Source organism: Tersicoccus mangrovi (assembly GCF_036881825.1).
Lineage (GTDB): Bacteria > Actinomycetota > Actinomycetes > Actinomycetales > Micrococcaceae > Tersicoccus > Tersicoccus mangrovi.
In genome coordinates this window covers 1-18,398 of record NZ_JBAJMW010000005.1, presented here as the reverse complement: position 1 = coordinate 18,398, position 18,398 = coordinate 1, and the positions used below count along the sequence as shown (strand labels likewise).

16 protein-coding genes and 1 riboswitch are annotated in these 18,398 nt (G+C 72.2%); of the genes, 10 read left to right on the top strand and 6 right to left on the bottom strand.

The features are described from left to right. The first annotated feature begins 64 nt into the window (after positions 1–64). Both V6N00_RS10790 and V6N00_RS10785 read left to right on the top strand, forming a co-directional pair. Positions 65–709 (top strand): TetR/AcrR family transcriptional regulator, encoded by a 645-nt coding sequence (locus tag V6N00_RS10790; RefSeq protein ID WP_334232285.1) that lies wholly within the window; start codon positions 65–67, stop codon positions 707–709. Positions 710–789: 80 nt separating this feature from the next. Beyond that, positions 790–3,618 carry an MMPL family transporter gene (locus V6N00_RS10785; RefSeq protein ID WP_334232283.1) on the top strand — a complete coding sequence of 943 codons (2,829 nt, stop codon included), beginning with the start codon at positions 790–792 and terminating at the stop codon, positions 3,616–3,618. A gap of 542 nt (positions 3,619–4,160) precedes the next feature. Here V6N00_RS10785 and V6N00_RS10780 read toward each other — a convergent pair. Continuing rightward, positions 4,161–5,147, bottom strand: coding sequence for an SDR family NAD(P)-dependent oxidoreductase (locus V6N00_RS10780; protein WP_334232281.1), 987 nt, complete (start codon positions 5,145–5,147; stop codon positions 4,161–4,163). A gap of 243 nt (positions 5,148–5,390) precedes the next feature. Between V6N00_RS10780 and V6N00_RS10775 the strand changes: the two genes are divergently transcribed. Continuing rightward, positions 5,391–6,128, top strand: a complete 738-nt coding sequence (locus V6N00_RS10775) for a hypothetical protein (protein WP_334232279.1) — start codon at positions 5,391–5,393, stop codon at positions 6,126–6,128. A gap of 139 nt (positions 6,129–6,267) precedes the next feature. After that, positions 6,268–7,437 (top strand): NAD(P)/FAD-dependent oxidoreductase, encoded by a 1,170-nt coding sequence (locus V6N00_RS10770; RefSeq protein WP_334232277.1) that lies wholly within the window; start codon positions 6,268–6,270, stop codon positions 7,435–7,437. Between the two features lie 79 nt (positions 7,438–7,516). On the opposite strand, the gene V6N00_RS10765 is transcribed toward V6N00_RS10770, so the two are convergent. Beyond that, entirely contained in the window at positions 7,517–9,823 is a 2,307-nt protein-coding gene (locus V6N00_RS10765) for a S9 family peptidase (protein WP_334232276.1), read from the bottom strand. 121 nt (positions 9,824–9,944) lie between these two features. Between V6N00_RS10765 and V6N00_RS10760 the strand changes: the two genes are divergently transcribed. The 3 genes from V6N00_RS10760 to V6N00_RS10750 all read left to right on the top strand — a co-directional run bounded on the left by V6N00_RS10760 (position 9,945) and on the right by V6N00_RS10750 (position 12,431). Further along, positions 9,945–10,778: a CPBP family intramembrane glutamic endopeptidase gene (locus V6N00_RS10760; RefSeq protein ID WP_416385073.1), complete on the top strand. Its 834-nt coding sequence runs from the start codon at positions 9,945–9,947 to the stop codon at positions 10,776–10,778. Then, positions 10,775–11,557, top strand: a complete 783-nt coding sequence (locus V6N00_RS10755) for a zinc-binding dehydrogenase (protein WP_334232729.1) — start codon at positions 10,775–10,777, stop codon at positions 11,555–11,557. The genes V6N00_RS10760 and V6N00_RS10755 overlap by 4 nt, the downstream gene beginning before the upstream one ends. 157 nt (positions 11,558–11,714) lie before the next feature. Continuing rightward, entirely contained in the window at positions 11,715–12,431 is a 717-nt protein-coding gene (locus V6N00_RS10750) for a C40 family peptidase (RefSeq protein WP_334232274.1), read from the top strand. A gap of 24 nt (positions 12,432–12,455) precedes the next feature. Here V6N00_RS10750 and V6N00_RS10745 read toward each other — a convergent pair whose 3' ends face one another. Next, the gene (locus V6N00_RS10745; RefSeq protein ID WP_334232272.1) at positions 12,456–13,094 is read right to left on the bottom strand and encodes a VOC family protein; all 639 of its coding nucleotides are present in this window, start codon (positions 13,092–13,094) and stop codon (positions 12,456–12,458) included. A 121-nt stretch (positions 13,095–13,215) separates the two neighbouring features. Further along, positions 13,216–13,332, top strand: a riboswitch (SAM riboswitch). Positions 13,333–13,394: 62 nt separating this feature from the next. Here V6N00_RS10745 and V6N00_RS10740 point away from each other — a divergent pair. Together V6N00_RS10740 and metX are read left to right on the top strand one after the other, a co-directional pair. Beyond that, positions 13,395–14,720 carry a bifunctional o-acetylhomoserine/o-acetylserine sulfhydrylase gene (locus V6N00_RS10740; protein ID WP_334232270.1) on the top strand — a complete coding sequence of 442 codons (1,326 nt, stop codon included), beginning with the start codon at positions 13,395–13,397 and terminating at the stop codon, positions 14,718–14,720. After that, positions 14,717–15,853 (top strand): homoserine O-acetyltransferase MetX, encoded by a 1,137-nt coding sequence (gene metX, locus V6N00_RS10735; protein ID WP_334232269.1) that lies wholly within the window; start codon positions 14,717–14,719, stop codon positions 15,851–15,853. The genes V6N00_RS10740 and metX overlap by 4 nt, the downstream gene beginning before the upstream one ends. 179 nt (positions 15,854–16,032) lie before the next feature. Here the strand turns inward: metX and V6N00_RS10730 are convergent, their stop codons facing one another. Both V6N00_RS10730 and V6N00_RS10725 read right to left on the bottom strand, forming a co-directional pair. Next, positions 16,033–16,326 carry a hypothetical protein gene (locus V6N00_RS10730; protein ID WP_334232268.1) on the bottom strand — a complete coding sequence of 98 codons (294 nt, stop codon included), beginning with the start codon at positions 16,324–16,326 and terminating at the stop codon, positions 16,033–16,035. Positions 16,327–16,425: 99 nt separating this feature from the next. Beyond that, positions 16,426–17,247, bottom strand: a complete 822-nt coding sequence (locus V6N00_RS10725) for an SGNH/GDSL hydrolase family protein (RefSeq protein WP_334232267.1) — start codon at positions 17,245–17,247, stop codon at positions 16,426–16,428. Between the two features lie 61 nt (positions 17,248–17,308). On the opposite strand from V6N00_RS10725, the gene V6N00_RS10720 reads away from it, so the two are divergent. Next, positions 17,309–17,980, top strand: a complete 672-nt coding sequence (locus V6N00_RS10720; protein WP_334232265.1) for an alpha/beta hydrolase — start codon at positions 17,309–17,311, stop codon at positions 17,978–17,980. Between the two features lie 24 nt (positions 17,981–18,004). Here V6N00_RS10720 and V6N00_RS10715 read toward each other — a convergent pair whose 3' ends face one another. Next, positions 18,005–18,220 carry an RNA-binding S4 domain-containing protein gene (locus V6N00_RS10715; RefSeq protein WP_334232262.1) on the bottom strand — a complete coding sequence of 72 codons (216 nt, stop codon included), beginning with the start codon at positions 18,218–18,220 and terminating at the stop codon, positions 18,005–18,007. Positions 18,221–18,398: the final 178 nt, after the last annotated feature.

Genomic DNA, 18,398 nt, shown 5'->3' with positions numbered 1-18,398 from the left:
GCAGTGTCGTCTCGGCATGCGCTCTATTTGCATTGAGTGCAACCTTGCACCTAGTGTAGTGAGCGTGACCCGGTCCACCCTCGACCGTCGCGCCGCCCAGAAGGCGGAGCGACGGACCGCCCTCCTCGAGGCCGCCCGCGACCTCATCGACGAGCGTGGCGGCCCGTTCTTCGGCGTCGACGAGCTCGCCGCTCGCGCCGACGTGTCCCGCCGCACCGTCTTCAACCACTTCCCGTCGCTGGACGACCTGTTCCTCACCGTGTGCGAGGACGCGCTCGCCGTCGTCGTCGACGACTTCCTCGCCCGCATCGCCCGCACCCCGCTGGGGGACGGCAGCCGCTCCGCGATGTTCGACGAGATCGCCACCGCGATGCACGACGCCGACCTGCCGGCCGCGATCGCCACCATCCTGCGCATCCTCGGCGGAGCCGCCAACGCGAACGACCGGAAGGCGCCGCTGACCGACGCCGCGTTCTCCCGCGTGACCGAGCGGCTCCTCGCCGAGGTCTTGCGCCGGCACCCCACCGCCGACCCCCTCGAGGCCGAACTGCTCGTCGAGTCCCTGATGAGCGGCGTCATCGTCATCGCCCGCCACTGGGTCGAGCGGACGGGCGGCCGACTCGACGCCGACGCCCGCGCCGACTGGCAGGACCTGCTCACCCGGTTGCTCGGCAGCGTCCGCAACGGGTACCTGCCGGCCACCACCTGAGCCCATCCGCGCGGGTCCGGCCCGCCTCCCGCTTCACGACAGACTCACACACGATCCACTAACGAAAGGGGCGAGACGGCATGGCCGGTCTCCTCTACCGCCTCGGGCGGTTCTGCGCCAGCAGGCACTGGCTGGTGATCATCAGCTGGATCCTCGTCCTCGCGATCTCCGGCGGAACCTTCGCGCTGTTCTCCGGCGCCATCTCCTCGGCGATCTCCATCCCCGGTACCGCCACCGAGAAGGTGCAGGATCGGCTCCAGGAGAAGTTCCCGGCCGCCACGGGCGGCTCGGGCAGCATCGTCGTCGCGACCCAGAACGGATCCGCGTTCACCGACGCCCAGAAGAGCCGGATCACCGCCCTCTTCGCGGACATCAAGGGCATGAACGGGGTCAAGGACACCATCGACCCGTTCGCCCAGCAGAAGCAGCTGGACGACTCGCGTCAGAAGGTCGTCGACGGGCGCCGGCAGATCACCGACGCCCGCGCCAAGCTCGACGCCGCGCAGCAGAAGATCGACTCCGGACGCACGCAGATCGCCCAGGCGCAGCAGCAGCTGGACCAGAAGAAGTCGCAGGCGCAGGCCGCCGGCCAGTACGCCTTCGTGAAGCCGCAGCTGGACCGCGCGCAGTCGCAGATCGACGCGCAGCAGCAACAGCTCGCCGCGGGACAGAAACAGATCACCGACGGGCGCGCCACGCTGCAGACCCAGCAGACCAAGCTGGAGCAGGGTGCCGGTGTCCTCGACCTGACGAAGAACATCCGGTTCGTCTCGACGGACGGCAGCGCCGCGGTCGGCACCGTCCGGTTCGACCAGTCGACCTTCGCGACGCCGCAGGAGGACAAGCAGGCGATCAGCGACAAGGCCGCCGCGGCCGGGATCGCCGGCGTCGACGTCGAGGTCTCCCACGACATCGCCCAGGGCGTGCCCAGCGTGCTCGGTCCCGGTGAGGTGATCGGCGTCGTCATCGCCGCCATCGTGCTGCTCGTGATGCTCGGCACCGTGATCGGTGCGGCGCTGCCGCTGGTCAGTGCGATCCTCGGCGTCGCGGTCGCCTCGCTCGGGGCGCTCTCGTTCTCCAGCCTCGTCGAGTTCATCTCGGTGACCCCGGTGCTCGGCGTCATGCTGGGCCTGGCCGTCGGCATCGACTACTCGCTGTTCATCCTCAACCGGCACCGGTCCCAGCTCAAGCGCGGCATGTCGCTGCACGAGTCGATCGGCCTGGCCAACGGCACGTCCGGCAACGCCGTCGTGTTCGCCGGGTCCACCGTCATCGTGGCGCTGCTCGCCCTCAACATCACCGGCATCCCGTTCCTCGGGCTGATGGGCACGGTCGGGGCCGGCGCGGTGCTGGTGGCCATCATCATCGCAATCACGCTGACCCCGGCCCTGCTCTCCCTCGTCGGGATGCGGATCCTGCGGAAGAAGGAGCGCGCGGCGATCGGGCGGGACGGCACCGCGCCGCGCCTGCCCCGGACCCCGATGTCCACGTGGCGGGCGATCGTCACCCTGGTGGCCGGCATCATCGTGCTCGTCGTCGTCGCGCTGCCGGCCGCGCAGATGCGTCTCGGCCTGCCGTCGGGCGCTTCCGAGGCCACGGACTCGACCCAGTACAAGGCGTACAAGACGCTCGAGCAGAAGTTCGGTGCCGGCCAGAACGGCCCGCTGCTCGCCGTCGCCGAACTGCCGAAGCCGGTGGCCCAGGCGGACGTGACGGCGATGGAGGTCACGCTCGGCCGCGCGATCGCGGGCCAGGCGGACGTGTCCGCGGTGGCCCCCATCGGCGCCTCGGCGGACCGCACCGTCATCGCCTTCCAGGTGGTGCCGAACAGCGGCCCGGACAGCGAGTCCACCGAGCAGCTCGTCCGGGACCTGCGAGGCACCTCGGTGGACGTCGACGGCGGGAAGGCCACGTTCGGCGTCGCCGGCAACGCGAGCGCCAACATCGACGTCTCGTCCAACCTCGCCGACGTGCTGCCGGTCTACCTGATCGTGGTGGTCGGCCTGTCGCTGCTGATCCTCATCCTCGTGTTCCGGTCCATCCTCGTGCCGCTGACGGCGACGATCGGGTTCGTCCTGTCGCTGCTCGCGGCGTTCGGCGGGATCACGGCGATCTACCAGTTCGGCTGGCTGAGCGCGATCTTCGGCGTGCACGACCCGGCGCCGATCCTGAGCTTCCTGCCCATCATCGAGATCGGAATCCTGTTCGGCCTCGCGATGGACTACCAGCTGTTCCTGGTCTCCGGCATGCGGGAGGCGTACGCGCACGGATTCCCGGCGAAGATCGCGGTCCAGCGGGGCCTGCACGCCGGCCGCGCCGTGGTGACCGCGGCGGCGATCATCATGACGTCGGTGTTCTCGGGGTTCATCTTCTCGGAGTCCTCGACCATCCGGCCGATCGGCTTCGGCCTCGCCTTCGGCGTCCTCGTCGACGCGTTCGTGGTGCGGATGCTGCTCATCCCGGCCGTGATGCACCTGCTCGGCCGATCGGCCTGGTGGCTGCCGCGGTGGCTGGACCGGATCCTGCCGGACGTCGACGTCGAGGGTGCCAAGCTCGAGCGGGAGCACCCCGGTACCGGCCCGATGCCGGTGGTGGCAGGAGGGGCTTCGTCCGGTGCGGCTTCGGCCGACTCGGCCGGCACCACCGGCTCGGCCGGCACGACCGGCTCCGCCCGCGACGACGAGAACCGTGCCGATGACGACCTCGTGTCGGTGGGCGCGCCGTCGAGCGGCGGGCGCCATGCGGCTGCCGTGTCGCCGAACGAGTCGGTGTCCGCGGGAACCGCTCCGTCCGGGCCCGCGACGCCGTCCGACGGGACCGCGACCGCGCCGTCGGGCCCGTCCGACGACGCTGCGGCTGCGACCTCGGACGACGCCCAGCCGCGCCGGGCTCCGCGCCACCGCGCCTAGCTCTCGGGCGCGCCTTCGACGACGGCCGTGCTGTCCCGCTCCGGCGGGCGGCACGGCCGTCGTCGTTCTCGGGTTTGCTTTCGCGGATCCGGTCCACACTTCGGCCGTTAAGCTGCGCCAGTTCACCACTTCGTCCGCTCGACGCCTCTCGTCGGCATCACCGCGACTGCCACACTGTTCGTTGATTGCCACATTGATCGCGGCAATCTACGAAGAAGGCGGCGACCGAGGAGGCCCGCCGCCTCTTCAGTTCGTGTCAGCGTCCGATCGGCAACCCCGCGCACTGCAGCAGCTCTCCCGACGACACCGCTCCGCCGACCAGTAGAGCGACCGGGGAGTGCGAGTGGGACCGTTGTTGCCGTTGCGCAAGGTTGTAACCGTCCCGAATGGCAAGAACGGTCCCGATGGCGGTCCACCGAGATTTGCCGCTGCCCGCGATCGGGATCCCACGGCGAGTGGGACCGTTGTTACCGTTGCGCCGGGCTTGTGCCGTCCCAAATGGCAAGAACGGTCCCATCCGTCGTGCAGCCCCCGGAGGCCGCCTACCGCTCCAGGTTCCTCCGCGCCGCGCGGTGGCCGAGGCCGGTGAGGAAGTTGACCAGGGGCGAGGACAGCCGGCGTCGGGCGTCCTCGCCCTTGACGGTGCTCGCGTCGTCGGACCGGACGTTCGGGCCGGAGGCCGACGTGCCCGGCAGGAACCGATTGAACAGGCCCATGCCGTGCACGGTGATCGACGGCGCGAGGCCGCCGAACCGGGTCGCGGCCTGTGCGGCGATGCCGATGGCGGCCACGGGCTTGCCCGCCAGCGTCGCCGCGACCATCTTCTGGGCGGCACGCTCGGCCGGCATCGCGACGAGCGGCAGCGTCGCCCCGAGCGAGAACCACCGGTACTCCTTCGCCGTGTCGCCGACGAACGCCGCCTGCAGGTGCGAGCCGGTGCGCATCAGGCCGGGTGCCAGCGTCGTCGCCGTCACCCCCGTGCCCGCGAGCTCCGCCGCCAGCCCCTGCGTGAAGCCGACCGCACCGAACTTCGCGGTCGAGTACGGCACCAGGTGCGGCGCGCTGACCTTCCCGCCGAGGGAGGTGACGATGCCGATCCGGCCGTGGCCGCGCGCCCGCATCCCGGGGACGGCCGCCAGTGCCAGGTTGATCGGACCCCACGTCATGACGTCGATGGCCTCGCGGAAGTGACCCCGGTTCATCGCGGCGAGCGGGCCCACCTGGATGATGCCGGCGACGTGGATGACGACGTCGAGCACGCCCTGCCGCTCGGCGAACGCGACGAGGTCGGCGACGGCGTCGGGATCCCCGGCGTCGGCCACGCGCGGCACCACCCGGGCGCCGGACGGGTCCAGGTCCCGGGCCGCGGCCCGCAGGGTCAGCTCGTTGCGCGCGGCGATGACGACCCGATATCCCTGCTCGAGCAGCTCGCGGGCCATCAGGAGGCCGAGGCCGCGGGAGGCGCCGACGACGAGGGCGACGCGGGTCGACGTGCCGGGGGACGAGGGGGAGGAGGCTGCGACGGTCATGGGGTCAGTCTTCCCAGCGGCTCCGGCCGGCACAAGCGCAGCCCACGAGCGGAACGCACAGCTGATGCTGGGCGTCACATGGTGCCGTCGAACTGGCAGATGAGGTACAGGGGATCATCAGTGTCGGCTCGCACACTGGTCGAGGCATCGCACAACGGGCGCTCACCTGGGGCGCCGCGACCCGGCAGGTCTCCCGCCGGAATCGTCGGATCGTCGCGACGCCTCGTTCACAGGAGAGAGAGCATGCAGGAGTTCGAGACACCGACACCCGGCGGCGAGCCGACCCAGCACCGGGTGCCACGCCGGTCCACGCGTCGCACGCGGACGACGGTGCGCTGGGTGACGACCGGTGTGCTGACCCTCGGCCTGGCCGGGGCGGGAGGAGCCGCGGTGATGGCGGCCGGCAACGGCACCGACGCGACGGCATCGAGCACCGCGACGGCGAGCCCCAGCGCGTCGGCCGGTCAGAACGCCCACGCCGGGCACTACGGGCGCGGGCACCGCGGCGAGTGGGGCCTCCTCTCGACCGCCCGGACGCCGTTGCACGGCGAACTGGTCGTGCCGAAGGGCAAGAGCACGGCCACCGTCCTCGTGCAGCGCGGTGAGATCACCGCGGTCTCGTCGACGTCGGTGACGGTCAAGTCCACGGACGGCTACACGGCGACCTACGCTCTCGACTCGTCCTCGAAGCTCTTCGCCGCTCCGACGCGACCGGTGCGCACGCCGAGTTCCAGCAGCCCGAGCGCCAGCCCCAGCCCGAGTGCGAGCCCGCAGGCCAAGGGCGACCACAAGCGCACCGCGATCACGGCCGGCGACCTCAAGGTCGGCGAGCGCGTGGCACTGCGCGCCGCGAAGTCCGGCACGACGGGCACCGTCGAGCGGCTGATGGTCCTGCCGGCCCGCGCGGCGGCGTCGACCCCGGCCCCGGCCCCGTCGTCCAGCGACTCGGCCACGCCCGCGCCGTCGGGGTCGAGTTCCTGACCCACCGAGCGTGACGCCGACTCGTCGACGGATGCAGGGAACCGGGAGCCCGCGAGGGACCCGGTGAGCATCGGTCGGCGAGTCGGTGCACGGGTGGTGACCGTATCCCCGACTGGCGCCGTGTGACACGATCGGGGCCATGGACACCGACGTCTTGATCATCGGCAGCGGGATCACGGGACTGTCGCTGGCGGCCGCGCTCGCTCCGCACACGAGCGTCGTCGTCGTCGAGGCCGACCCTGTGGTGGCCTATCGGCAGACCGCGCGCTCCGTCCGGGCACTCGAACCGACCGTCGACCCGCCTGTGCTGCGTGCCCTGCAGCGCCGCTCGGCGGCCCTGATCGGGCAGACCCTCGGTGACGCCGCGGTGGACGTCTCCCGTCCCCGCCGTCGCGTGTTCAGGGCTGCCGACGGCCGGCTGGACGACGTCGCCGTCGCCGGCGGGTTGACCGTCGCCGACGACCCCGCTGCCCTGCTGGCCTCGGCCGGGGCCAGCGACACGACCGCGGCGGCGGCCTTCGACGACGCCCTTGACATCGATGCCGGTGCCCTCCAGGAGCACTACCGCAATGCCGCCCTGGACGCCGGCGCAGACATCGTCCCCGTCGCCGACGTCCACACGGCCGCGCGCATCGGCGGCGGCTGGCTGATCGGCGCCGGCCAGGAGGGGCTCGAGGCGCACACCGTCGTCAATGCGGCGGGTGCGTGGGCGGACCCGATCGCCGTCGTCGCCGCGGTCGAGATCCAGGGCCTCCAACCGCACCGGCACACCGCCGCCGTCTTCGGCCTCACCGCCCCGATCGACCCGGACACCCCGCTGCTGGTGAGCGACGATGTCGCGATCCGGCCCGACGGGGACGGGCTGCTGGTCACGCAGGTCGCGGGGTCTCCGGGCAACGCTGGGGCCGTCCCGCCGAGTGCGGCGGCGGTCGAGCAGCTGCGCCGGGCCGCGCTCGCGCTGACCGACCACCCCCTCGGCGACCTGGACCGGGCCTGGACCGCGGTCCGCACCCGTGGCCGCGACGGGCTGCCCGTCGTCGGGTACGACGGTGAGGCGGACGGCTTCTTCTGGCTCGCCGGCCAGGGCGACGCCGTCGTGCACGCCGCTCCCGCGCTCGCCGACCTCGCGGCGGGACTCATCCTCGACCGCCACGGCATCGACCGCGGCGCCGGGCAGACCAGGACCGACGTCGCCGACGAAACCATCGACGAGCCCGCCGCCGAGGCGATCCTCGCCGCGCTCTCCCCGGTGCGCCGGGTGCCGACCCGCCCGTCGTCCGACCTCGGTCGCACCGCGCCCGTGCACTGACCGAGGTCCGTGACGTGGCCGGACCCGTCAGGCGACCACGCGCCCCCGGTGCCCTGATCGCGCCGCCGCGACGCCCCCGTCAGGCGACGCCGAGCGCATCCAGCATGAAGGCGTACTGGAACGCGGTGTCCTTCCACTTCTCGTACCGCCCGCTGGCGCCGCCGTGGCCGCCGTCCATCTCGGTCTTCAGCACGATCGGCTCGCTGCCGGTGCCGACCTCCCGCAGACGGGCGACCCACTTGGCCGGCTCGACGTAGAACACGCGGGTGTCGTTCAGGCTCGTGATCGCCGCGATCCGCGGGTACGCGACCGGCGCGATGTTCTCGTAGGGGGAGTAGTCGCGCATGTAGGCGTACACCTCGGGGTCGGTGATGGGGTTGCCCCACTCCTCCCACTCCAGCGCCGAGAGCGGCAGTTCCGGGTCGAGGATCGTCGTGAGCGCGTCCACGAACGGCACGACGGCGACGATCGCCCGGTACCGCGACGGCGCGAGGTTCGCGACGGCGCCCATGAGCAGGCCGCCCGCCGAGCCGCCGGTCGCGACGATCCGCGCCGGATCGGCCCACCCGGACTCGACGAGGTAGTCCGTGACGTCGACGAAGTCGGTGAACGAGTGGCGCTTGGCGAGCTTCTTGCCGTCCTCGTACCAGGGTCGGCCGAGCTCGCCGCCGCCGCGCACGTGCGCGACGACGAACACGACGCCGCGGTCCAGCAGGGAGAGCCGGGCCACGGAGAAGCTCGGATCGATGCTGATCTCGTACGAGCCGTACCCGTACTGGATGACGGGATTGTTCCCGTCCGGCTCGACGTCGGCGCGCCGCACGATCGACACCGGGATCTGCACGCCGTCGCGCGCGGTCGCCCACGCCCGCTCGGCCCGGTAGGCGCTCGGGTCGTAGCCGCCCAGGACGGGCGTCTCCTTCCGCAGCGCCAGCGCCAGCGCGGCAGAGCCGTCGGTGGGACCGTCGGAGGTCCCGGCGACTCCGTCGAGGCCCGGGAAGTAGTCGTAGACCCGCGGCGGGGTGAGGAACGACGTGTACGTCAGCCGCGCGACGGGCGCCTCGTACTCGGCGCCGACGAGGGACGCCGAGTACAGCTCCTCCTCGAACCGGGGCTCCGTCTCGGGCCGCTGCTCGGGCGTGCCGAGACCGGCGAGCTCGATGACCTGGACCCGCTCGGTCGTGTCCTTCCGCGCCGCGACGAACAGGTGCGAGCGGTTGGAGGCGATGCCGCTCAGCCGTACGGTGGTGCGGTGCTCGACGACGGGCGTCCACGTCTGCTCGGCCACCGGCTTGCCGGCGTCGGCCGGGTCCATCAGGGCGATCGCGGAGTTGACCGCGTGCCGGTTGTGGAGCAGGACGAACATGTCCTTCCCGTCCAGCAGCACCGGCTCGACGTCGTACAGCACCCGGTCCGCGCGGTCGATGACGATCTGGAAGGCGCCGTCGACGCTCCCGTCCGCCCCCGCGGGGTCCTCGGCGCTGCCCAGGCGCTGCAGCCGCGTCTCGCTGTACTCGGAGTTGCCGGAGGTGACGACGAGCCAGCGCCGGTTGGCGGAGATCTCGGCGCCGAGCCACAGGCCCGGGTCGTTCTCGCGGGCGACGACCTGGTCCTGCGACGACGGTGTGCCGAGCACGTGCCGGCGCAGCTCGTGGGGCCGCCAGGCGGCGTCGACCACCGTGTAGTAGAGGCTGCGCCCGTCGGGGTGGAACTGGGCGTCGTAGAAGGTGTCCTCGATGACGTCGGGCAGGGCCTCACCCGTGCGCAGGTCCTTGACGCGGATGGTGAACCGCTCGTCGCCGGCGCTGTCGACCCCGTAGGCGAGCAGACCGCCGTCCTCACTGACGGCGAAGCTGCCGAGCGAGAAGAACGGCAGGCCGTCGGCCTCCGCGTTGCCGTCCAGGAGCACCTGCTCGCCGTCGAGCGGGACGCCCGGCTCGATCACGGGCGGCTCCCAGTGGGCCAGCTCGCTGCCGTCGCCCTCGGCCGCAACCCGGCAGTGGACGGCGTGCTGGCCGCCCTCGACGGTGCGGCTGTAGTACCACCAGCCGTGCCGGCGGGACGGGACGGACAGGTCGGTCTCCTGGGTGCGGCCCTTGATCTCGTCGAAGATCGTGTCGCGGAGCCGCTGCTGGCCCGCGGTGACGGCGTCGGTGTAGGCGTTCTCCGCGGTCAGGTGCGCCAGCACCTCGGGATCCGTCTTCTCCCGCAACCACTCGTAGTCGTCGACCAGGGTGTCGCCGTGGTGAGTGCGCTCCTTCGGGATCTTCCGGGCCACGGGTGCCGGGGGCAGTGCCGTGCGCGTGGTGCCGGAGCCGGTGGCAGAGGGCGAACCGTGAGGCGGGGTGGTGCCGTCGGCGGGAGTCGGAGCGGAGTGGTCGGTCATGCCTCGATCCTAGGAGCCGGGGTCCCGGGACGGGGCGCGATCCGCCCACCGCGGACAACACCCGCCGCAGGCGCCGCGATGTGCCGGGAGACCGCCGAGGTCGGTCGTCTAGGGTGTGGGCGTGCCCGCTGACTCCGCCGCGACCGACCGCCTCGAGGCGTTCCCGGTCGCCACCGGCCCGGACCGCCGCCGTCTGCGGTTCGAGATCCTCATCGTCCTCGGCCTGTCCCTGGGCGAATCGGCCGTGTACGCCGTCGTCCAGCTCATCGACAAGCTGACCACCGGGCCCCTCCAGGGGCAGACCAGCACCCTGAACCAGGCGCGCAGCAGCCGCGAGTACCTCGACCTGACCTACCAGGTGCTCGACATCGGCTTCTCGCTCGTGCCGGTGCTGCTCGTGCTGTTCCTGCTCGCGGGCTCGGTCTCGGGGGGAGGCGCCGGACGTCTCCATGGCGCGGGCATCCGGCCGCTCGCCCGGCTCGGCATCGACCGCACCCGTCCGTGGCGGGACCTCGGCCAGGGCCTCGCCCTCTTCGCCGTCATGGGCGGAGGCACCCTGGCGCTGTACGCCGCCGGTCACGCGTTGGGCATCACGACGACGCTCGTACCGGCCGCACTGGGCACCTACTGGTGGACGCTGCCCGTCCTCACCCTCTCCGCGGTGCGCCACGCCGTGCTCGAGGAGGTCATCGTCGTCGGCTACCTGACCCTGCGGTGGCGGCAACTGGGCTGGGCGACCCCGGCCGTCCTCGTCGCCAGCGCCGTGCTGCGCGGCAGCTACCACCTGTACCAGGGCTTCGGCCCGTTCCTCGGCAACGTCGTCATGGGCCTCGTGTTCGTGGCCTTCTTCCTCCGGGTGCGCCGGGTGTTGCCGTTGATCGTCGCGCACGCCCTGCTCGACATCAGCGCCTTCGTCGGGTTCGCGCTGCTCGGCAAGGCCACCGGCTTCGGCTGAGCACCTCGCGTCACCGACACCCCTCGACCCCGAACTCCCCAGGAGAGCACCATGCTGGCCGTGCGAACCGTCGCCGCGCAGACCCTCGAGCACGTCGACCTGCCCCGGACGGTGCCCGCCGCGGGGGAGGCGCTCGTGCGCATCGAGTACGTCGCCCGTGCGGCACCGACCTGCATATCTACGAGGACGACTACGCCTCCGAGCTGCCGATCGTCCAGGGCCACGAACTCTCCGGCACGGTGGTCGAGGTGGCCGACGACATCGTCGGGGCCGACAGGCTGGACAGGGCCGACGCCGTCGCCGCCGACACCCTCCCGGGCCGGCTGGGCCTGGCGCGGGAACTCGGCGCCGATCACACCCTGCTGATCGACCCGGCCGCGCCGTTTCCCGCCGATCGGCTCGCCGCCGCGCTGGGCGACACGGCTCCGGACGGCCCGCCCCTCGTGCTCGAGGCCACGGGGGTGCCCGCCGTGCTGGCGGACGCGCTCGACGTCGTCGCCCCCGTCGGCCGCGTCGTGCAGATCGGCATCTCGGTGCGGCCCACGTCCTTCCCGTTGAGCGTGCCGCCGTTCAAGGAGGTCGACCTGCTCGGCAGCCGCAACAGCCAGGGCCTCATGCCGCAGGCGCTGGACTTGATCGCCCGCCACCAGGACGCCGTGCGCCGGCTCATCACCCACCGGTTCGCGGTGGCCGACCTCGTGGCGGCGTTCACGACGATGCGGGACCCGGACCAGCACGTCGGCAATATCATCGTCGACATGCCGGGCGACACGCCGTGACCTGAGGATTCCCAGCAGGATCGCAGGGCCGGCCCATGGTCAGGAGCACATCGCCTGTCCTAGGGTGAGGATCACCGGCCGACGTCGTCGACCGCCACGCGAGCCGTCCCCTGGAACGAACCGGGCATGCAGGATCGCGGAATCCGACGGGGGATCCATGAGCACGAAGCACGCCCGGCACCGCGCCGACACCATCCGTTCCGGCAGCACGGGTTCCAGCAGCACGCGTTCGGGACGCACTGCCCTCACCCGGTACGGCCGCCGCGCCGCCACGGTTGTCGTCGTCGGGGCCGTCACCGGAGCCGCCACCCTGGGGCTCGCGGCCCCCGCGCAGGCGCACTGGCTGGTGACACCGCCACCCGTGACGGCACCGGCATCCGCCACCACCACGACCCCGGTCACGGGGGAGGCGTGGCCCATCCCGGACACCGGCATCCGCGCCACCCTGCCGACGACGCTCGGGCCGGTGACCACGTGGCGTACGCCGACGGCCGCGGTCGCCACCGGGAACGCCGGGGCCCTGCGCAACGCCATCATCGCCACGGCCCAGACCGGCGTGGGCCATCGCTACCTGTGGGGCGGCACGTCGCCGGTCACCGGATGGGACTGCGGCGGCTACGTCAGCTGGGTGCTCCGCCAGCACGGCTTCGATCTGCCCGTGCTCGGCGGCGACGCCATGGCCACCGCGCTCGGGGCGCAGCAGATCCCGCTCGCGGAGGGCCGGCCCGGGGACATCATCTGGATTCCCGGTCACCACATCGGCATCTACGACGGCAACGGCGGGGTGTACGAGGCGCTCAACCCGGTGCAGGGCACGATGCACGTGCCGTACCACGGGGGACTGCTGATCCGGCTGCCCGTCAAGGACAGCTGACTTCCTGAGCGACGAGCGGCGGCGTCAGATGGTGACGGTGCCGCGCGGGGTCTCGAAGGTGACCGACAGGACGCCGGGGGTGCCATTGGGGGCGACCCAGTCGACGTCGAGGTCCTCCAGCGCGTCCCGGACGTCCCGGCCCAGCCAGTCCGTGACCCGCGAGGGGGACCCGGCGATCTGCAGCCGCGCGAGCGTGATGTCGGTCGGAGCCGCGTTGGAGGGGTGCAGATCCGGCGGGCTGATCCAGGACAGCAGGAACGGCACCTGCGGGTCCGCGATGAGGCCCTTGACGCCGATCTGCCGCCACTGCAGCTCACGGCCGTCGGGGAACTTCCGGTTGCCCGGCACCGCATCCCGCCCGAGCCGCTTCTCGAACAGGGCGAGGTCCGCGACGCTGACCACCCAGCCGAGCCAGCCGCCGCCGAGCTCGGACCGGGCGCGGACCGCCTGACCGAACGGGGCGCTGTCGGCCGAGGGGTGGTCGAGCACCTCGACGACCTCGATGTAGCGCTCGTTCTTGAGCGGGAAGATCGCGTTGCGGGTACCGAACCGGGGGTGGATGCCACCGGTCACCGGCCGCATGCCGAGGGCCTGGCCGATCTCGTCGGCGCAGGCGCTCAGTCCGGCGGGTCCGCAGGCGAACGAGACGTGATCCAGGCGCATGCCGACATCCTTGCACCGGCGCCCCGCCGACGCTGGTTAGGTGACCCTAATCACGTCCCGGTGGTGACGTCGAGAGTCATCGACTTGCGCGCTGGGGCCGGTGCACCGAACACTGGTGCGAGGTCATGAGTGTCAGCGACATGCAGCCCCGGCTCGCTGACCGGCAACCCTCCTACCGCGGTGGGGTGCCCCGGGTGAAGACCTGGCGCCGCGCACACGCGCGTCGCAAGCGCGGGCCGGTGTGCCCCGGGGACGGCTCGACCGGCCCGGACTCGCCGGCTCCTGTCCGAGAGGCATGGCATGTCCGACTCCTGGTCCTTCGAGACCCGCCAGATCCACGCCGGTCAGCAGCCCGACCCCGCCACCGGGGCGCGGGCGCTGCCGATCTACCAGACCAGCTCGTTCGTCTTCGACGACGCGGACCAGGCGGCCTCCCGCTTCGCCCTGGCCGAGCTGGGCCCGATCTACACCCGTATCGGCAACCCGACCAACGAGGCGGTGGAGAACCGGGTCGCCTCCCTGGAGGGCGGCGTCGGCGCTCTGCTGCTCGCCTCCGGGTCGGCCGCCGTCACGTACGCGATCCTCAACGTCGCCGAGGCCGGTGACCACATCGTCGCCAGCCCCTCCCTGTACGGCGGCACCCACAACCTGTTCCACTACACGCTGCCCAAGCTCGGCATCAGCGTCGACTTCGTCGAGAACCCCGACGACCCGGCCTCCTGGGCCGCCGCCGTCAAGCCCACCACCAAGGCGTTCTTCGGGGAGAGCATCTCCAACCCGCGGCAGGACGTCCTCGACATCGGCCCGGTCGCCGACGCCGCGCACGCCGCCGGGGTGCCCCTGATCGTCGACAACACGGTGGCCACCCCGTGGTTGATCCGCCCGATCGAGCACGGCGCCGACGTCGTCGTCCACTCCGCGACCAAGTACCTGGGCGGGCACGGCAACGCGATCGCCGGCGTGATCGTCGACGCCGGCCGGTTCGACTACACGGCCGAGCCGGGCCGCTTCCCGGGCTTCACCGAGCCGGACGAGTCCTACCACGGGCTCGTGTTCGGGCGGGACCTGGGGGAGGGCGGCGCGCTCGGCGCGAATCTCTCCTACATCCTCAAGGCGCGGGTCCAGTGGCTCCGCGACACCGGCGCCGCCGCGAGCCCGTTCAACGCGTTCCTCATCGCGCAGGGCCTCGAGACGCTGAGCCTGCGCATCGAGCGGCACGTCGCCAACGCCGAGAAGGTGGCGGCTTGGCTGGAGGAGCGCGACGACGTGCTCTCCGTCGCCTACGCCGGCCTGCCGTCCAGTCGGTGGTACGAGCTCGGCCGCAAGTACGCGCCGAAGGGTGCCGGTGCGGTCATCGCGTTCGAGCTCGACGGCGGCGCCGACGCCGGCCGCCGGTTCGTCGACGCGCTGACCCTCCACTCGAACGTGGCCAACATCGGGGACGTGCGCTCGCTCGTCATCCACCCCGCCTCCACGACGCACAGCCAGCTCTCCGACGTCAACCAGGCGACCGCCGGCGTCAGCCCGGGGCTGGTGCGCCTGTCGGTGGGCCTCGAGCACATCGACGACATCCTCGCCGACCTCGAGACCGGTTTCGCGGCCCTCCGGGAGGCCCGCGCCGCATGAGTGTGCTCCCGCAGCACGTCGCCCGCTCCGCCCTCGCCTCCCTGGGCGGGGCGGCGGGCGCCGTGCGCTTCGCGTCCGTGGGCGACCTGCCGCTGGAGAACGGTGGCGTGCTGCCCGACGTCGTGCTCGCGTACGAGACGTGGGGCACCCTGAACGCGGACGCGTCCAACGCCGTCCTGGTCCACCACGCGCTGACCGGCTCCTCGCACGTCGCCCGGGGGGATACCGACGTGGCGGGTTGGTGGGACACGTTGGTGGGGCCGGGACGGCCGTTGGACACCGACGAGGTCTTCGTCGTCTCGATCAACATGGTGGGCGGTTGCTACGGGTCGACGGGGCCGTCCTCGCTCGCCCCGGACGGCCGACCCTGGGGCTCACGGTTCCCGCAGATCACGCTGCGGGACGCGGCGAACGCCGAGAAGCGGCTCGCCGAGGCGCTCGGCATCGACGTGTTCTCGCTCGTGATGGGCGGGTCCATGGGCGGGGCGCGGGCGCTCGAGTGGGCGGTCACACACCCCGAGGCGGTGCAGCGGTGTGCGGTGCTGGCCATCGGCGCGTCCTCGACCGCGGAGCAGATCGCGTGGGCGCAGCCGCAGCTCCTCGCGATCCGCAACGACCCCGACTTCGCGGACGGGAACTACTACGACGGGCCGGCGCCCTCGGCGGGGCTCGGCATCGCCCGCCGGATCGCGCACATCACCTACCGGAGCGAGGCGGAACTGGGTGCCCGGTTCGGCCGCAAGGCACAGGCGGGGGAGGACCCCTTCAGCGGCACCAACGCCGCCCGCGGCCGGTACGCCGTCGAGAGCTACCTGGACCACAAGGCCACGTCGCTGGCCGCCCGGTTCGACGCGAACAGCTACATCGTGCTCTCCGACGCGCTGATGAGCCACGACGTCGCCCGCGGCCGCGGCGGCCTCGAGCAGGCGCTCGCCGGCGTGAGCGCCGAGTTCCTCGTCGCCGCCGTCACCTCGGACCGGCTCTACCTGCCCGAGCAGTCCTTCGAGCTGGCCGCCGCGCTGCCCGGGGATGTGCCGGTGCACCTGATCGACGCCGCCATCGGGCACGACGGGTTCCTCACCGAGATGGACCAGCTCGGTGCGCTGCTGGATGCGCACGTCTTCGGCCGCTGACGGGTTGCTTCGCGGGACCGGTGCAACGGCTACAGCGAGTGTGACCGGTGGGACGGATGAGGCGCGTCCGGCGTCACACCAGCCACATCCGTCACACTCGGTGTAGCGAACGCTCCGCCTGCGGTTCGTCAAACCGGTCCGTCAGCGGACGGCCGGGGCACCGGCGTCCGGAGTGACCGTCAGGCGGCCAACCGGGCCGCGTGCACGGGGGTCGCGGCGCGAGCCACGTCGATGTCGGCGCCGGCATCGACGCAGAGCCACAGTGCTCGGGTGGCCGACAGGCACTCGATAGACGGCGGGTCGACCATGGCGGCTCGATAGCGGCCGGCGGCCTCACCGAGGAGGTCGGAGCGGCCGCCCGCCGCCTTCCGGATCTCGTCCACGACCGCATCACGGTCACCGACCGGGGTGTCGGCGCGTTCCAGGATCAGTCTCATCAGCGCAACCAGTTGCGACGGATCGTTGGTGGGCATCGGAGTATCGTCCCACGTCAGGCGCGTATCGACCGAATCGTGACGGAGGCTGTCCGCCGTCCGACCTCATCCGGCACACCCCCCGGGGACCCGGCCGGCCTACTCCGAACCCGGCGGCATGCCCGGGCCGAACACCGGCCCGGGAACGGGCCGCTTGGCCGAGATGTGGTCGCCGGAGGAGACCCGCCGGATGCGGCGCAGCACCCACGGCGCCAGGTACTCTCGGGCCCAGACGAGGTCCTCGCTGCGCGCCTGCCGCCAGGTACGGGACGGCAGCGGGCTCGCCTGCATCGGGTGGAGGTCGTGCGGCACGTTCAGGGCGTCGAGCGCCATCATCGCGATCGTGTGGTGCCCGAGTGCGGAGAAGTGCAGTCGGTCCGGCGCCCACATCTGCGGCTGCACCAGCTCGCGCAGGGACCACATGTCGGCGATCACGGCGTCGTGCCGCTTCGCCACCGTGTGTAGGTTCTCGTTGAAGATCGCCACGCGGCCGCGGATCGCCCCGAGCACCGGGGTGTCGCGGATGTCCGGGCCGGTGAACAGCAGCACGGTCGCGCCCGAGTCCGCGAGACGGCCGATCGCGCCGTCGAGCCGGGCCGCGACCGCGTCCGGGTCGGCCCGGCGGATGATGTCGTTGCCGCCGGCCGAGATGGTCACCAGGTCAGGCTTCAGCTCCAACGCCGGGTCGATCTGCTCGGCGATGATCTGGTCCAGCAGCCGGCCGCGGATCGCCAGGTTCGCGTACGCGAAGTCGCTCGACGTGCGGGCCAGCTCCTCGGCCAGGCGGTCCGCCCACCCGCGATTGCCGCCCTGCGCGGAGGGCTCCGGGTCGCCGATGCCCTCGGTGAACGAGTCGCCGACGGCGACGTAACGGGTCCACGGGTGCGCGGGCTGGATCGGGTCGGTCGCGTTCTCACTCACCCGCTCATGGTGCCACCGGCGCCGGCGAATCGGGTCACCGGGGCCATGGCACAATGGCGCGGTGACGTCCCCTGATCTGTCCGTGTGGTGGTCCGCGCTCGAGTCCGAACGCGCCGGAACGCCGCTCGTCGTCCTGCTCCACGGCTACGGCGCCGACGAGCGCGACCTCGCCGCCCTCGTCCCGTTCCTGCCCGCCGGCATCACCTACGCGTCCGTCCGCGCCCCGCACCCGATGGAGCCGGGCTTCTCGTGGTTCGACCTCCAGTTCGACGCCACCGGCAGCGCGGTCGGCTACTCGATCGACGGCGCCATCGAGGCGACCCGCGCCGTTGCGGGCTGGCTCGACGGCGTGCGCGGCGACTTCAGCAGCGTCAGCCTGTTCGGGTTCTCGCAGGGCATGGCGATCGCCACGTCGATGATGCGGCACGCGCCGGACGACTTCGCCGTCGTCGTCGGCTGCTCCGGCTTCGTGCTCGTCCAGGCCGGGGACCTCGACGCCTCCACCGACGGGTTCTTCGACGACGCCGCCCTGGCCGCCCGCCGCTCCCCGCTGTTCTGGGGCCGCGACCAGGAGGATCAGGTGATCCCCGCCGAGCTCGCCGAGCAGACCGCGGCGTGGCTGCGGGACCGGGTGGACCTGATGAAGGTGCTCTACGCCGGGATGGGCCACGGCATCAACGAGCAGGAACTGCGGCACGTGAGCGAGTTCCTCACCCACCACCTGCTGCGCTGAAGGCCCGGGTGAGTGCTCGCAGCGTCAGGCGACGCGGACGCCGGTGCCGTTGACCTCGACGACGTCGCCGGAGCGCACCTGCCGGCCGCGGCGGGTCTCGATGTCCCCGTTGACCTTGACGAGGCCCTCCTCGATCAGGCGCTTGGCGTCGATGCCGTCCTCGGCGAGGTTCGCCAGCTTCAACAGTTGACCGAGCCGGATGGTCGTATCGCGCAGGCCGATCTCCTCGTAGTCACTCACCGGCCCAGTGTCCCACGCACGCGTGCCCGGCTCGGATGACGCCGCCGGGACCCCGGCCGAGCGCGACCCGGCGTGACGTCACGCGGCCGGGCGCCCCCGTCCCGCGCCTAGGTGTAGGAGGTCATGACGTTGGCGACGCGGGTTGGGACGCGGGAGGCGGGTGGCTGGTCGGCGCAGG

Bases quoted from the DNA above. Each gene is read 5' to 3' on its own strand.
- V6N00_RS10785 (WP_334232283.1), top strand. From the start codon at position 790: ATGGCCGGTCTCCTCTACCGCCTCGGGCGGTTCTGCGCCAGCAGGCAC.
- V6N00_RS10780 (WP_334232281.1), bottom strand. From the start codon at position 5,147: ATGACCGTCGCAGCCTCCTCCCCCTCGTCCCCCGGCACGTCGACCCGC.
- V6N00_RS10775 (WP_334232279.1), top strand. From the start codon at position 5,391: ATGCAGGAGTTCGAGACACCGACACCCGGCGGCGAGCCGACCCAGCAC.
- V6N00_RS10770 (WP_334232277.1), top strand. From the start codon at position 6,268: ATGGACACCGACGTCTTGATCATCGGCAGCGGGATCACGGGACTGTCG.
- V6N00_RS10765 (WP_334232276.1), bottom strand. From the start codon at position 9,823: ATGACCGACCACTCCGCTCCGACTCCCGCCGACGGCACCACCCCGCCT.
- V6N00_RS10750 (WP_334232274.1), top strand. From the start codon at position 11,715: ATGAGCACGAAGCACGCCCGGCACCGCGCCGACACCATCCGTTCCGGC.
- V6N00_RS10745 (WP_334232272.1), bottom strand. From the start codon at position 13,094: ATGCGCCTGGATCACGTCTCGTTCGCCTGCGGACCCGCCGGACTGAGC.
- V6N00_RS10740 (WP_334232270.1), top strand. From the start codon at position 13,395: ATGTCCGACTCCTGGTCCTTCGAGACCCGCCAGATCCACGCCGGTCAG.
- metX (WP_334232269.1), top strand. From the start codon at position 14,717: ATGAGTGTGCTCCCGCAGCACGTCGCCCGCTCCGCCCTCGCCTCCCTG.
- V6N00_RS10730 (WP_334232268.1), bottom strand. From the start codon at position 16,326: ATGCCCACCAACGATCCGTCGCAACTGGTTGCGCTGATGAGACTGATC.